This is a genomic window from Rhodoferax sp. GW821-FHT07F03, assembly GCF_059418745.1.
The window spans coordinates 182,596-196,507 of the sequence record NZ_JBWKQM010000004.1 but is presented as its reverse complement, the minus strand read 5'-3'; the positions used below and the strand labels follow the sequence as shown (position 1 = coordinate 196,507).

The 13,912-nt window shown below is 61.8% G+C and carries 14 protein-coding genes; 7 read left to right on the top strand and 7 right to left on the bottom strand.

Features of this window, described 5'->3' with window-relative positions; genetic code table 11:
- Positions 1-142: 142 nt before the first annotated feature.
- From AC07R0_RS07330 to AC07R0_RS07310, 5 genes are all read right to left on the bottom strand, one after another.
- Positions 143-1,036 (bottom strand): amino acid ABC transporter substrate-binding protein, encoded by an 894-nt coding sequence (locus AC07R0_RS07330; RefSeq protein WP_495097643.1) that lies wholly within the window; start codon positions 1,034-1,036, stop codon positions 143-145.
- 11 nt (positions 1,037-1,047) lie between these two features.
- Positions 1,048-2,343 (bottom strand): dicarboxylate/amino acid:cation symporter, encoded by a 1,296-nt coding sequence (locus tag AC07R0_RS07325; protein WP_495104325.1) that lies wholly within the window; start codon positions 2,341-2,343, stop codon positions 1,048-1,050.
- A 344-nt stretch (positions 2,344-2,687) separates the two neighbouring features.
- Positions 2,688-3,620 carry a LysR substrate-binding domain-containing protein gene (locus AC07R0_RS07320; protein ID WP_495074191.1) on the bottom strand — a complete coding sequence of 311 codons (933 nt, stop codon included), beginning with the start codon at positions 3,618-3,620 and terminating at the stop codon, positions 2,688-2,690.
- Between the two features lie 41 nt (positions 3,621-3,661).
- Positions 3,662-4,603 carry a 2-hydroxyacid dehydrogenase gene (locus tag AC07R0_RS07315; protein WP_495104324.1) on the bottom strand — a complete coding sequence of 314 codons (942 nt, stop codon included), beginning with the start codon at positions 4,601-4,603 and terminating at the stop codon, positions 3,662-3,664.
- Positions 4,604-4,706: 103 nt separating this feature from the next.
- Positions 4,707-6,566 carry an ABCB family ABC transporter ATP-binding protein/permease gene (locus AC07R0_RS07310; protein WP_495104323.1) on the bottom strand — a complete coding sequence of 620 codons (1,860 nt, stop codon included), beginning with the start codon at positions 6,564-6,566 and terminating at the stop codon, positions 4,707-4,709.
- Positions 6,567-6,607: 41 nt separating this feature from the next.
- Here AC07R0_RS07310 and AC07R0_RS07305 point away from each other — a divergent pair, with 41 nt between their 5' ends.
- Together AC07R0_RS07305 and AC07R0_RS07300 are read left to right on the top strand one after the other, a co-directional pair.
- The gene (locus tag AC07R0_RS07305; protein WP_495097645.1) at positions 6,608-7,018 is read left to right on the top strand and encodes an acyl-CoA thioesterase; all 411 of its coding nucleotides are present in this window, start codon (positions 6,608-6,610) and stop codon (positions 7,016-7,018) included.
- 23 nt (positions 7,019-7,041) lie between these two features.
- The gene (locus AC07R0_RS07300; RefSeq protein WP_495074194.1) at positions 7,042-7,461 is read left to right on the top strand and encodes a hypothetical protein; all 420 of its coding nucleotides are present in this window, start codon (positions 7,042-7,044) and stop codon (positions 7,459-7,461) included.
- A 31-nt stretch (positions 7,462-7,492) separates the two neighbouring features.
- On the opposite strand, the gene AC07R0_RS07295 is transcribed toward AC07R0_RS07300, so the two are convergent.
- Both AC07R0_RS07295 and AC07R0_RS07290 read right to left on the bottom strand, forming a co-directional pair.
- Positions 7,493-8,455, bottom strand: coding sequence for a chemotaxis protein (locus AC07R0_RS07295; protein ID WP_495074195.1), 963 nt, complete (start codon positions 8,453-8,455; stop codon positions 7,493-7,495).
- A 175-nt stretch (positions 8,456-8,630) separates the two neighbouring features.
- Positions 8,631-9,212, bottom strand: coding sequence for a chalcone isomerase family protein (locus AC07R0_RS07290; RefSeq protein WP_495097646.1), 582 nt, complete (start codon positions 9,210-9,212; stop codon positions 8,631-8,633).
- A 347-nt stretch (positions 9,213-9,559) separates the two neighbouring features.
- Here AC07R0_RS07290 and trpE point away from each other — a divergent pair, with 347 nt between their 5' ends.
- From trpE to trpD, 5 genes are all read left to right on the top strand, one after another.
- A complete protein-coding gene (gene trpE, locus AC07R0_RS07285; RefSeq protein WP_495104322.1) occupies positions 9,560-11,062 on the top strand; it encodes an anthranilate synthase component I in 1,503 nt (500 codons plus the stop codon).
- 139 nt (positions 11,063-11,201) lie between these two features.
- On the top strand, positions 11,202-11,525 hold the full coding sequence (locus AC07R0_RS07280; RefSeq protein ID WP_495104321.1) for a chorismate mutase: 324 nt from the start codon (positions 11,202-11,204) through the stop codon (positions 11,523-11,525).
- On the top strand, positions 11,522-12,097 hold the full coding sequence (locus AC07R0_RS07275; RefSeq protein ID WP_495104320.1) for an anthranilate synthase component II: 576 nt from the start codon (positions 11,522-11,524) through the stop codon (positions 12,095-12,097). Before AC07R0_RS07280 ends, AC07R0_RS07275 begins: the two co-directional genes overlap by 4 nt.
- Positions 12,094-12,771 carry a LysE family translocator gene (locus AC07R0_RS07270; RefSeq protein WP_495104319.1) on the top strand — a complete coding sequence of 226 codons (678 nt, stop codon included), beginning with the start codon at positions 12,094-12,096 and terminating at the stop codon, positions 12,769-12,771. Before AC07R0_RS07275 ends, AC07R0_RS07270 begins: the two co-directional genes overlap by 4 nt.
- Positions 12,772-12,784: 13 nt before the next feature.
- Positions 12,785-13,804 carry an anthranilate phosphoribosyltransferase gene (trpD, locus tag AC07R0_RS07265; RefSeq protein WP_495104318.1) on the top strand — a complete coding sequence of 340 codons (1,020 nt, stop codon included), beginning with the start codon at positions 12,785-12,787 and terminating at the stop codon, positions 13,802-13,804.
- Positions 13,805-13,912: the final 108 nt, after the last annotated feature.

Sequence of the window (13,912 nt, the reverse complement as noted above, 5' to 3'; positions counted from 1 at the left end):
AAGAACTACACAACGCAAATTTTAGGGACTACGCTCCGCGGGATAACCCTTGCGCCCGCATTTGGTGCACATCATGTGCGCACAAATACACATTTCACACTATGCAGACTCTGTGCCTGCCATCATGCAACTACCGCATAACTTACTCCGGTTTGGACACCAAGGACTGGAAAATGGTGGCCAACTGGGGACTCATGGGTAGATTGATGCCGGGCCCAGATGGCAAAGGACGCAGAAACCAGCGGGTATACAGCCGCTCCAGGTCTCCCTCTTCCGCCTGGCGGCGAAAACTTTGCTCCACCAGTTGCGCCAACGCAGCGTCGTCCTTGCGGAACATGATGCCGTAGGGGTCATAGGATAAAAACTCGCCCACCACCGCAAACTCGGCCTGGGCCTTGTTCTGCGCCAGCAGGCCGTAAAGCAGGACATCATCGGTAGCGAACGCATCCACCTTGCCTGCCTTGAGCTCGGCAAACGACTCCGCGTGGTCACGCGCCACCACCAGTTGCAGCCCAAGCTTGAACTTGTCCGACAAGGCGCGCATGGTTTTCTCATTCGTGGTGCCCTCGGTTACCACGACACGCTTGCCAGTTAAATCGCGGAACGAGCGCAACGCAGACCCTTTGCGGACCATCAACTTGGTGCCGGACACAAAGGTGACGGGAGAGAACGCCACCTGCTTTTCGCGCTCCACGTTATGGGTGGTGGAGCCGCACTCCAAATCCACCTGCCCCGAGCTCACCGCCTGCATGCGCGACTCGGCCGTCACCGGCTGCCAGCGCAGTACCAGCTCGCGGCCCAGCTCATCCTCCATGGAGGCCACCAGGGCACGGCAGATATCGATGGCGTAGCCTATGGGCTCCCCCCGGACTGACAGATAGGAAAAAGGCACCGACGAAGCCCGGTAGCCTATGGTCACAGCCCCGGTATCCCAGGCCTTTTTCAAGGTCCCGGTCAGCGCCTGGGCATGGCCGGCGCTGGCCATCAGGACTGCCACTGCGCCGGTCAGCAGGCATTGAGTCCACTTAAACGGCATGCTGTGCACCTTTATTGGCTGACGACCCGGACGGCCGCTGCGTCCATGGCGCGGGCATTCATTTCAGCCGCCTCCTCTGGCAGCAACTCTTTTTCCCACTTTGCAACGACGGCAGTGGCGATGGAATTGCCCACCGCATTGGTAGCCGAACGGCCCATGTCCAGGAAGGTGTCCACGCCCAGAATCAGCAATAGACCTGCCTCAGGAATATGGAACTGGTTCAGCGTAGCCGCAATCACCACCAGGGAGGCACGTGGCACGCCAGCCATGCCCTTGGAGGTCATCATCAAAATCAGCAGCATGGTGATCTGCGTGGACAGCGGCAGATGGATGTCATAGGCCTGGGCAATGAACAGCGTGGCAAAGGTGCAGTACATCATGGAGCCGTCCAGGTTGAACGAATAGCCCATGGGCATCACAAAGCTGGAAATCTTGCGCTTCACACCGAAACGGTCCAGCGCATCCAGAATCTTGGGGTAGGCGGCTTCCGAACTGGCGGTAGCAAACGACAGCAAAAACGCCTCCTTGATCAGCACCAGCAGCTTGAACACGCGCGGCCCCAGAAAGGCAAAGCCTGCCAGTATCAACACGCCCCACAGCAGGAACAGGCCCAGATAGAAGTCGCCCATGAAGACCGCGAACTTCAGCAAAATCTCCAGCCCGTTCACAGAAACTGTAGCAGCCATCGCAGCCAGCACGGCCAGTGGCGCCAGTTTCATCACATAACCGGTAATCTTCAGCATGACGTGCGAAAGCTCGTCGATGGCCGTCACCAGCACCTTGGCCTTGTCGCCCAATGCGGCCATGGCCACGCCGAAGAACATCGAGAACACCACGATCTGCAGAATTTCGTTATTCGCCATGGCTTCGGCAAAAGACTTGGGCACCAGATGGCTGACAAAGTCCTTGAGGGTAAATTTGGAGGTAGCCAAGCCGGCAGACGCACCAATGTCGGGCAAGGGCAGACCCAGGTTTTTGCCGGGCTCCAGCAGATTGGCCATCACCAATCCCAGCACCAGCGAAATCAGCGACGCGGTCACAAACCAGCCCAGGGCCTTGCCGAACACCCGGCCTACCGCCGACGCATCGCCCATGTGTGCGATGCCCACCACCAGCGTAGAAAACACCAGCGGCGCAATCAGCATCTTGATCAGACGCAGAAAGATGTCCGACATGATGGAGATGTAGCCGGCAATCTCGCTGGCGGCCTTCTTGTCGGGGAAGTTGAGAAACACCACGTAGCCGATCAGGATGCCCAGCAGCATGGCTAAAAGTATGGTGACTGCCGGAGGCATTTTGCGTTTCATATGTCTTCCTATTTCTGTACATCGGACCCGCGGCGGAAGCTCATGCCCCGCACGGGCCGTGGTGATCCATGGCGCGGATGGCCAGCAAGCCCAGGGCTAACATCCGCCGCCCCTCGGCACAAGCACACCGCCTGTCCAAGCGCCATACCGCCCAAAAACCTCCATGCAATGCGGCTATCCGCAGTGTGCAAGCCTCCAGGCTTCATGAAGGTGGCGAACTGTAAATGTCTGTTTCGCCAAACACCAATGCTGATTGCGCGCCGCCATATGCAAATTTTTCATAGCCTGCCGAATGCGCTGATTCCAGCATTTGGACCACCGACGCATGAACGCCAACGGCCGGCTTACTTTGCAGTTTTTTGGGATGCCAAGTAAGTCCACAAGGCCTGGGCGGTACCCTTGGCCGCCGTGGGGCCACTGGGCTTTTCGCGGTAGGCCCGCACATCCATGGTCATCTCCAGCCCAGTGAGGCCGGGTGGCGCAGCACTCACCAGTTTGCGTGTTCGCAACTCTTTCTTGACAGCACTGTAGGGCAAAAACGCAATGCCGTGGCCCTCCAGGGCCATGGCCTTCAGGCCCTCTGCCATGTCGGTCTCATACACCCGGTCCAAGTGGATGGGCGTGGCCGACTGCTTCAAAATCATATCCACCGTCTGGCCCAGATAGGCGCCCGGCGCGTAGCCCAGGTAGGGCAGCAGTTGCCCTGGGCGACCTGGCAGCTGGAACAACGGCGCGCCCTCGGAATCCGCCTTGACGTAGGGCGCAATCACCTCCTGCCCCAGGCTCACCATCTCATAGCGATCGGCGGCCAGCTGAAAGGGCTGGGAACTGTGGTGGTAGGCAATCAACAGGTCGCAGCTGCCTTCCACCAGACGCATCACCGCGTCGTGCACATTTAGGGCAATCAGACGGCTTTTGATCGGGCCAAACTTTTCGCGCAGCAAAGACACCCAGGCCGGGAAGAAGGTGAACGCCAGGGTATGCGGCACGGCAAACTCAATAACGTCCTGCCCGGCCGAATGGTGGCCCCGCAGCATGGCGCGTGTACTTTGCAGCGCCTGCAACATCTCCAGCGATTGCGCGTAAAGGGTTTCGCCGGCGGGCGTGAGCCGCGTCGGGTACGAGCTGCGGTCCACCAGGTCGGTACCGGCCCAGCCCTCCAGCGCCTGGATGCGGCGCGAGAACGCCGGCTGGGTCACGTGCCGCAACTGGGCGGAGCGGCTGAAGCTGCGGGTTTCAGCCAAGCTGATGAAATCTTCTAGCCATTTGGTTTCCATGGCCAGATTATGGCCGCAGCCCCGAAACCCACACGCCGATCCTAAATCGGGGAAACCACGGCTTGCCCCGCGAAGTGCCGGGTCGCGTTCTCAATGAAGCGCTGCACCGATGCCTCAATGGCCTGGGGGGACCAGCCCCCCAGGTGCGGCGTCAGCACCAGATTGTCGAAGCCCAGCAGCTCTGCGGGCGGCAGGGGCTCGCTCTCGTACACATCCAGGCCGGCACCGGCGATCTGGCCGCTGCGCAAGGCTTCGGCCAGCGCAGCGGTATCCACCACGCTACCGCGTGCCACGTTCACCAGATAGCCTTCAGCCCCCAGTGCAGCCAGCACCTCGGCATTCACCAGATGGCGCGTCGCCGGCCCACCGGGCGTGGCCACCACCAGAAAGTCGGCCCATGCAGCCAAAGACAGCAGATCAGCAAAGTAGCGGTGCGGTACCTGCTCTTGCAGCTTGCGGCCGTGGTAGCCAATCTGCATGCCGAAGCCCAGCGCCCGTTGGGCCACCTTGCGGCCAATGCCGCCCAGGCCGACGATACCCAGGCGGCGGTATGAAACGCTGGCCGGCAGCGGCAAGACATCGCGCCACAGGCCCTGACGGCATTGCTTGTCCAGCTTGGGTACATTGCGCACCACGGCCAGCAGCAGGGCCATGGCGTGGTCGGCCACGCAGTCGTCATTGGTGCCGGCACCGTTGGCGAGCACCAAGCCGCGCGCCCTGGCGTGGGCCAGGTCGATATTTTCAAACCCCACACCCAGGGCGCAGACCAGTTGCAGCGCGGGCATGGCGTCCATTTCGGCTGCCGTCAGCCCTACGCTGCCAATGGTCAGCACCACCTGGATGGCCGAGCCATCGGCCGCTATATGGGCGGCCCGCAAATCCGCCGTGGGCGCGTAAATCAGGTCAAAGAATGGCGTGACCATGGCCTGGTGAACATCGGCCATGTAGTTCAAGACAAGCAGTTTGGGACGTAGTGATGGCATGGTCAGAACGGTCTATCCAATTGGTGGGCTCCCCCATTTACTATTAAATTCATAGCTACCAGCGCAGGTAATATCTGCGCCAGCGGCACATTTCTTTTAAATTCTACTCAGCACTTTGCTGCAGCGCCCACATGGCTGCATAGCGGCCATTGGCCAGCAACAGCTGGCTGTGCGTTCCACGCTCGATGATGCGGCCCGCGTCCATCACCAGGATCTCGTGCGCGTCCACCACGGTGGACAAGCGGTGGGCGATCACCAGTGTGGTCTTGTTGCGTGCGGCGGTTTGCAGCTCGGCCTGGATGGCACGCTCGTTGGCCGAATCCAAGGCCGAGGTGGCTTCGTCGAAGATCAGGATGGGCGGGTTCTTCAGCAGGGTGCGGGCAATGGCCACGCGCTGCTTCTCGCCTCCCGACAGTTTCAGCCCACGTTCACCCACCATGGTGTCGTAACCCTTGGGCGTCGCGCTGATGAAGCCATGGATGCGCGCGGCCTGGGCGGCCGCTTCCACCTCGGCACGGCTGGCGCCGGGGCGGCCGTAGGCGATGTTGTATTCCACCGTGTCGTTGAACAGCACCGTGTCTTGCGGCACGATGCCTATGGCCTGGCGCACGCTGGCCTGGGTCACGTTCTGGATGTTCTGCCCGGCAATCAGGATCTCGCCCTGCTGCACGTCGTAGAAGCGGAACAGCAGGCGCGCCAGGGTGGACTTGCCCGAGCCCGAGGGACCGACCACCGCCACCGTCTTGCCTGCTGGGATATGCAGGCTGATGTCCTGCAGAATCGGTCGCGCCGGCTCGTAGGCAAAGAACACATGCTCAAACCGCACATCAGGATGGCCGTCATTCGCGTCCAGATGTAGCGGCTGGGCGTCCGGGCGATCGGCAATTTCACGCTCTTTTTCCAGCAGGGCGAACATCTTTTCGAGGTCGGTCAGGCTTTGCTTGATCTCACGGTAGATCACGCCCAGAAAGCCCAGCGGGATGTAGAGCTGGATCATGAAGGCGTTGACCATCACCAGGTCGCCCAGCGTCATGCGGCCATCCACCACGCCCTGGGTTGCGCGCCAGAGCATGGCCACCAGGCTGGCCGCGATGATGAGCTGCTGCCCGGTATTGAGCAGGCTCAGCGTGGTCTGGCTCTTCACCGAGGCGCGGCGGTAGCGCTCCAGGTTTTCGTCGTAGCGCTTGGCCTCAAAGGCTTCGTTGTTGAAGTACTTGACGGTCTCGAAGTTCAGCAGCGAATCAATAGCGCGGCTTTGCGCATGCGAATCCAGCTCGTTCATGGTCTTGCGAAACTGGGTGCGCCACTCGGTCACCGTCACAGTAAACGCGATGTACACCACCAGGGCAATCAAGGTGATCCAGGCGAACCACACATCGAACTTCACGGCCAGCAGGGTCAGCACAAAGCCGACTTCGATCAGCGTGGGAATGATGCTGTAGAGCGAGTACGAGATCAGCGAGTTCACCGCCCGCGTGCCGCGTTCGATGTCCCGCGTCATGCCGCCGGTCTGGCGCTCCAGATGGAAGCGCAAGCTCAGAGCGTGCAGGTGCTGGAACACCTCCAGCGAAATGCGCCGCGCCGCGCCTGCCGTGGCCTTGGCAAACACCAGTTCGCGCAGCTCGGTAAACAAGGAGGTAGACAGGCGCAGCAAGCCATAGCCCACCAGCAGTGCAGCCGGCACCGCCAGTACCAAGGTGGGAACCAGCGCCTGGGCCGGCATCCCCGCCACATGCCCCCCGGCGGGGCTCATGGCATCGACAAGCTTTTTCAGCAGCAAGGGCACGCTGACGCTGGCGGCCTTGGCGGCCACCATGAAGCTCAGCGCGGCCACCACGCGCCATTTGTATTGCCACAGATAGGGAAACAGGCGACGCAGGGTATGCCAATCGGACTGCGTGGGCGCAGCTGCGGAATGGCCAGACATGACGGGAAGAGGGGCAATTTCGCCAGAGCGGCGCATCGGGGAGAATCTCACGTGTTATTACCAACCGATTGTCCCTGATGTCCGCACATTCCGACACGCATGTGGCTTTGCCCTCCGATATGGAACTGGTACTGAAAGTAGTTCCCATGCCGAACAACTGCAATGCCAGCGGCGACATTTTTGGCGGCTGGGTCATGTCGCAAGTAGACCTGGCGGGATCGGTCATCCCCGCGCGCGTCGCGCAGGGACGGGTCGCAACCGTGGCCGTGAAGGAATTCGTATTCAAGCAGCCGGTGCATCTGGGCGACATCCTGTCGCTGTATGCGGCCGCCACCCACATCGGGCGCACCTCGGTCACCGTGCGGGTCGAGGTGTATTCGGAGCGCCTGCACCGCCAGGGCCGCTACACCAAGGTCACCGAAGCCTCGCTCACCTACGTCGCCATTACCGAAAATGGCGAACCACGCCCCCTGCCCCCGCAAGACTAAGCAACTCTCCGGTACCTCCACCCATGCCTATTGCCCCCCACTCCGCCCTGGTCGAAGAATGGCGCACGCTGCAGAACAACCATGAGCAATACGAGCGAGGCGCCATGCTGCTGAAGCTGGCGGCCCTGGTGGCGTTTGCCACGGGCTATGTGCTGGCGCTGCCGTATGAACTGACGGCCGGGCTGGCCTTGCTGGTCTGGATACAGGAAAGCATCTACCGCACATCCCAGGCGCGCCTGGGTGCCCGCCTGGTGCGGGTGGAGCAATTGGTGCAGAGCGAGGCTCCGGCCAGCAACGCCTGCCAGCTGCATACCGAATGGCAGGCAAGCCGCCCCGGCACCACAGGGCTACTGGCCGAATATGCCAGCCATGCGCTGCGGCCTACAGTGGCTTTTCCGTATGCGGTTTTGCTGATTTTGGAGCTGGTGGGCTACCTGGGGTGATGGCTGGCGACAGCCACCAACCCATGGGCCTTTAGCCCGCGGCGGCCAGAATTTTGCGGATGGTCGCGGCCAGCTCCTCGGCCACAAACTTGCCGACGTAGGCGTCTGCACCCACGCTCTTCACATGCACCTCGTTGGCCGAGCCTGACAGGGACGAATGGATGATGACCGGAATCGATTTGAGCCGCGAATCCTTTTTGATGTTGCGGGTCAAGGTAAAACCGTCCATCTCGGGCATTTCCAGGTCGGTCAGCACCAGGGCAATCTTGTCCTGGATGGACTTGCCTTCTGCCTGCGCCGCCTCGGACAAAGCCTGGACCTTCTCCCAGGCCTCCTTGCCGGTCTTGCACATGATGTAGGGCACGCCCACAGCGGTCAGACCTTGCTCGACCAAGGTGCGCGCCAGCGGAGAATCGTCGGCGGCGATAACCACCGAGCCAGGGCGCAGATTGATCTTGGGCCCCACGCTGGCGGGGTCCACATCCGGCTCTTTGGGAGGCATCACGTTGCGCAGAATCTGCTCCACGTCCAGCACCTGGGCCAGACGGGTGTTGTCAATATCACCGTCGAGACGGGCAATGCTGGTGATCATGCCCCCCGCGGTATTGGACTCGGCCGACAGCACCTGGCCCCAGTCCAGACGAACAATCTGGTCCACCTCTTCCACTGCAAACGCCTGGGTCGAGCGGGCGTATTCGGTCACCATCAGGATGTTCAGGCCATTCTTGGGCAGGCAGCCCACAGCACCGGCCAAGTCGATCACCGGGATCACCTGGCCCCGGATATTGGTCATGCCCAGCAGGTGCTTGGACGAGCCCGCCACGGCGGTAATCGTCGGCATCACCATGATTTCACGCACCTTGAACACGTTGATGCCAAACAGCTCGCGATTGGTCGAATGCGGTGCTTCACCGAGGCGGAACAGCAAAAGCTCAAATTTGTTGCTGCTGGTCAGGTTGGTACGTTCGTCAATCTCTTGCTGTACGGTCGCCATAGTTTTCCCCTTTAATGCGTGCCATTAGAACTGGATTTGGATTTTTTACAAGTTTTAACATGATCGCCCAAAATACAGCGCGAACCCCTACATACCTGTTCAATATTTTTTCGAAGCAGAAGACTGTAACAACATGCTCGGAAGCTTGCCGATAGCCATTAGAGCCTGAAAAACATCAGCCTGGCTTGCCGAGCAGGGCGTCCTTGAGCTTCCAGTCCGCCGGGCTGTTCCCCAGCCAGATACGCAGCAAAGCATTGAAAAACTCGGGCTCAGGAAAGACCTCACCCTGTTGCTTACCTTTGACGAACAACAGCGTACCCTCGCCCGGCGTCCACTCCAGCACAAAATTGTCGCCCGGCAGCAGCTTCTTTTGCTCTGCAAACACCTGACCCATGCGGAACAAGCTGGGCACCAGCTTAGACAATTCGCTGCGGCTGGTGTTGTCCTCCACGCCACGGGTGAACAGCTTGCCCAGCTCGTTGGCATCGATCTCGCGCAGCATGGTGATACTGACGCGTTTGGGGCCCGGCATGGCAAGCACGTCCTCGGGCGTACCGGCCTTCTTGCCCAGGTACAGGCCTGCGCTATAGACCTTGAAAACAGCCTTGTAGCGCACACCCGCCCCATTCAGTTGCAGCGCCACACCGCGCTGCTCCACGCTATCCGGGTAAGCCACGCCGGCCACTGTCACACCATAGGCCGCCCCTGCCGCCCACAAGCCCAGCAAAATCGTGACCAAGAAACGCCTCGCATGCATATGCAATCACCCTGTGTAAGCAGCCTGGGCCGCGACACCTGCATTCTCACCCCTGCAACGGCCAGCCCAGCCCGCGCGGCTCCTGACAAACCCTGAACTCGGGTCACCTAGGCGACCGGTGGCCAACGGTTTGCTACACTTTAGCCATGTCTATCCCATGCACGATCACTGCAGGTTGCCTCGGCCAGGGAGCCTGGTCTTGGCGTAAGCCAACTTCTGCGCGCACCTGATCTGCACGGCCCTGCCGTGCGCCCCGCGCCTCGCCCAGAGGCAATGCCTGATAGACCCAGCACACCGTGCTGACGCCCAGCCCCCAGCGGCTTGGCATTTCACATAAGGTGAATTTCGTGATTACCGAACTTGAATTCAAAAGCCTAGCCCAGGACGGGTACAACCGCATCCCCTTGATGCTGGAAGCCTTCGCCGACCTGGAAACCCCACTCTCTCTCTACCTCAAACTGGCCTACACGCGTAACGGTGGCGCCTACAGCTTTTTACTGGAATCCGTAGTTGGTGGCGAGCGTTTTGGCCGCTACAGCTTCATTGGCCTGCCGGCACGCAGCTTCCTGCGTGCCAGCGGCTTTGGTGCTGAAGCCCAAACCGAAGTCGTGCGTGACGGCGTGGTGGTAGAGACCCACAAGGGCAATCCGCTGGACTTCATCGCCGCCTACCAGAAGCGCTTCAAGGTCGCGCTGCGCCCGGGCCTGCCACGCTTCTGCGGCGGCCTGGCCGGCTACTTCGGCTACGACGCAGTGCGCTACATCGAGAAAAAACTCGAAGCCACTTGCCCACCCGACACCCTGGGCTGCCCCGACATCATGCTGCTGCAGTGCGAAGAGCTGGCGGTGATCGACAACCTGTCGGGCAAGCTGTACCTGATCGTCTACGCCGACCCCAGCCAGCCCGAGGCCTATGCCACGGCCAAGAAGCGCCTGCGCGAACTCAAGGAACAGCTCAAATATTCGGTCAGCGCGCCCATCGTCAAGCCCACGCAAGGCCACCCCACCGAGCGCGAATTCGCCAAGGCCGACTACATCGCGGCCGTCGAACGTGCAAAGGAGTTGATCGCTGGCGGCGACTTCATGCAGGTGCAAGTTGGCCAACGCATCAAGAAGCGCTATACCGAATCCCCGCTGTCGCTGTACCGCGCGCTGCGGGCGCTGAACCCCTCGCCCTATATGTTTTTCTACCACATGGGTGACTTCCACGTGGTCGCGGCCTCGCCGGAAATCCTGGTGCGCCAGGAATCCATGCCCGGTGGCGAACAAAAAGTCACCATCCGCCCGCTGGCCGGCACCCGCCCGCGCGGATCCTCGCCCGAGGCCGACAAAACGGCAGAAGCCGAACTCATCGCCGACCCCAAGGAACGCGCCGAACACGTGATGCTGATCGACCTGGCACGCAACGACATCGGCCGCATCGCCAAGATCGGCAGCGTGAAGGTCACCGAGGCCTTTGCAGTGGAGCGCTACAGCCATGTGATGCACATCGTCAGCAATGTCGAAGGCACGCTGCTCGACGGCATGAGCGCCATCGATGTGCTCAAGGCCACCTTCCCCGCAGGCACCCTGACCGGCGCGCCCAAGGTGCATGCCATGGAGCTGATCGACCAGTTGGAGCCCACCAAGCGCGGCCTGTACGGCGGCGCCTGCGGCTACATCAGCTACGCGGGTGACATGGACGTGGCCATCACCATCCGCACCGGCATCATCAAGAACCAGACCCTGTTCGTGCAGGCCGCAGCCGGCGTCGTGGCCGACTCGGTGCCCGAGCTGGAATGGAAGGAAACCGAGGCCAAGGCCCGCGCCTTGCTGCGCGCCAGCGAATTGGTAGAGGAAGGACTGGAATGAAAAAGATCCACGCTCACCCCCAGGCTTGCCCGCTTCGCGTGGCCTCCTACCCCCTTGCAGGGGGCCATACCAGCAGCCCGGCAAAGCCGGTTCTGCGGTATGCCGTGAACCAGTCAATTCACACCGTGGAGCTTTGAACATGAGCGAATCCATTCCCCGTGCAAAACATTGCAACAACATGGCTGAAGTGCGCCAGCACATCGACGCGCTGGACGAGCGCATCGTCGCTCTGGTGGCCGAGCGCAGCGACTACATGACCCAGGCCGCGCGCATCAAGCAGCGTGCCGACCAGATCGTCGACCTGGAGCGGGTCGAATACATCGTGGCCCGGGTGAAGGCCCAGGCCGTGCAACTGGGTGCGCCGCCGGAGATTCTGGAAGCCACCTACCGCGCCATGATCGACGCGTCCATCGCCTACGAGCAGCGCACGTTTGACAAAATCCACGCAGGAGAGTCCGCATGAAACTGCTGATGATCGACAACTACGACAGCTTCACCTACAACATCGTCCAGTACTTCGGTGAACTGGGCGCCGATGTAGAGGTGGTGCGCAACGACGAAATCACCCTCGAGGAAATCAGCGCGCGCAAGCCGGACCGGCTGGTGATCTCCCCCGGCCCCTGCTCGCCCAAGGAAGCCGGTATCTCCGTCGCCGCGATCCAGCACTTCGCCGGCAAGCTACCCATCCTCGGCGTCTGCCTGGGCCACCAGGCGATTGGCGCAGCCTTTGGCGGAACCATCATCCGGGCGCAGCAGCTGATGCACGGCAAGACCAGTGTGATCACCACGACCCAGCAAGGTGTGTTCGCCGGCCTGCCGGAGCAGTTCACCGTGAACCGCTACCACTCGCTGTCCATCGAGCGCGGCACTTGCCCGACGGAGCTGGAGATCACCGCCTGGACCGATGACGGCGAAATCATGGGCGTGCGCCACAAAACGCTGGCCATCGAGGGCGTGCAGTTCCACCCCGAGTCCATCCTCACCGAGCATGGCCACGCGATGCTGAAGAACTTCCTGGACCAGGGGGCGCGATGAGCCTGGACGCGCTGGGCATCGTCCACCTGCCGCTGTTCATCGCCGCCGGCTGGCTGCTGAACCTGACACCCGGCCCGGACGTGTTCTACATCCTCAGCAACGGCCTGCGCGGCGGCTGGCGGGCCGGCGTGGTGGCGGCCTTTGGCATCACCGCCGGCTGCTTCGTCCACATCTTCGCGGCCGCCGTCGGCATCAGCGCGCTGATCACCGCCTCGGCCACCGCCTTCACGGTGCTGAAGTGGGTGGGTGCGGCCTACCTGGTGTGGGTGGGCGTGCAGATGCTGCGTGCGCCCAAACCCCTGGATGCTACGGATTCGATAGCTGCCCCCGCAGATTCCACCAGCGCCAGCGGCACAAAAAGCTTGAAGAAGGTATTTCTGCAAGGCTTCTGGACCAATGCGCTGAACCCCAAGGTGGCGCTGTTCTTTCTGGCCTTTCTGCCGCAGTTCATCACCCCGGGCAGCGCGCATCCCACGCTGTCCTTCCTGCTGCTCGGCCTGCTGTTCAACCTGAACGCGGTGCCGATCAACCTCGGCTATGCCTTGCTGGCCGCCTGGGCCGCCCGCCGCATGGGCGCGGTGCGGCGCGGCATGCACTGGCTGGAACGCGGCGCCGGCGCGCTGTTTGTCGGCTTTGGCCTGAAGCTGGCCTTGTCCAGCACCCCTAGCAATTGAACCGGAGCCTCCCATGATCACCCCCCAAGAAGCCCTGCAGCGCACCATCGAGCACCGCGAAATCTTCCACGACGAGATGCTGCACCTGATGCGCCTGATCATGAACGGCGAGATGTCGCCCGTGATGATGGCCGCGCTGATCACCGGCCTGCGCGTGAAGAAGGAAACCATAGGCGAGATCACCGCCGCCGCCCAGGTGATGCGCGAGTTCTCCAACAAGGTGCATGTGGCCGACACCACCCATATGGTAGACATCGTGGGCACCGGCGGCGATGGCGCCCACACCTTCAATATCTCCACCTGCAGCATGTTCGTGGCAGCGGCGGCCGGCGCCAAGGTCAGCAAACATGGCGGGCGCAGCGTCAGCAGCAGCAGCGGCAGCGCTGATGTGCTGGAGAGCCTGGGCGTGAACATCAACCTCGCCTCCCCGGCCATTGCGCAGTGCATTGCCGACGTGGGCATAGGCTTTATGTTCGCCCCCAACCACCACCCTGCCATGAAGAACGTGGCACCGGTGCGCAAGGAGCTGGGCGTGCGCACCATCTTCAACATCCTGGGCCCGCTGACCAACCCCGCCGGAGCCCCCAACATCCTGATGGGCGTGTTCCACCAAGACCTGGTGGGCATCCAGGTGCGGGCGCTACAGCGCCTGGGCGCCGAGCACGCGCTGGTGGTCTACGGCAAGGACGGCATGGACGAAGTCAGCCTGGGCGCGGCCACCCTGGTGGGCGAGCTTCAACACGGCGAGATCACCGAGTACGAAATCCACCCCGAGGACTTCGGCATGACCATGACCAGCCACCGCAATCTGCGCGTGGACACGCCCGAACAATCCAAGGCCATGCTGATGGGTGTGCTGAACAACGACCATGGTGCCCCGCGCGACATCGTGATCCTCAACGCCGGCGCCGCGCTCTACGCCGCCAATGTGGCCGACTCGCTGGCAGCAGGCTTGCAGCTGGCACGGACCGCGATTGAATCCGGCGCGGCCAAGGCCAAGCTGGCCCAGCTGGTGCAGGCCACCACCGCCTAGCGGCTACACGAGGCAAGCACGCACATTGCCGCGCTTGCTTCTATTTTGATAGCTGCCTGCGCAGAGAATATCTGTGCCGCAGGCATAAAACACCCGCATTAAATACGC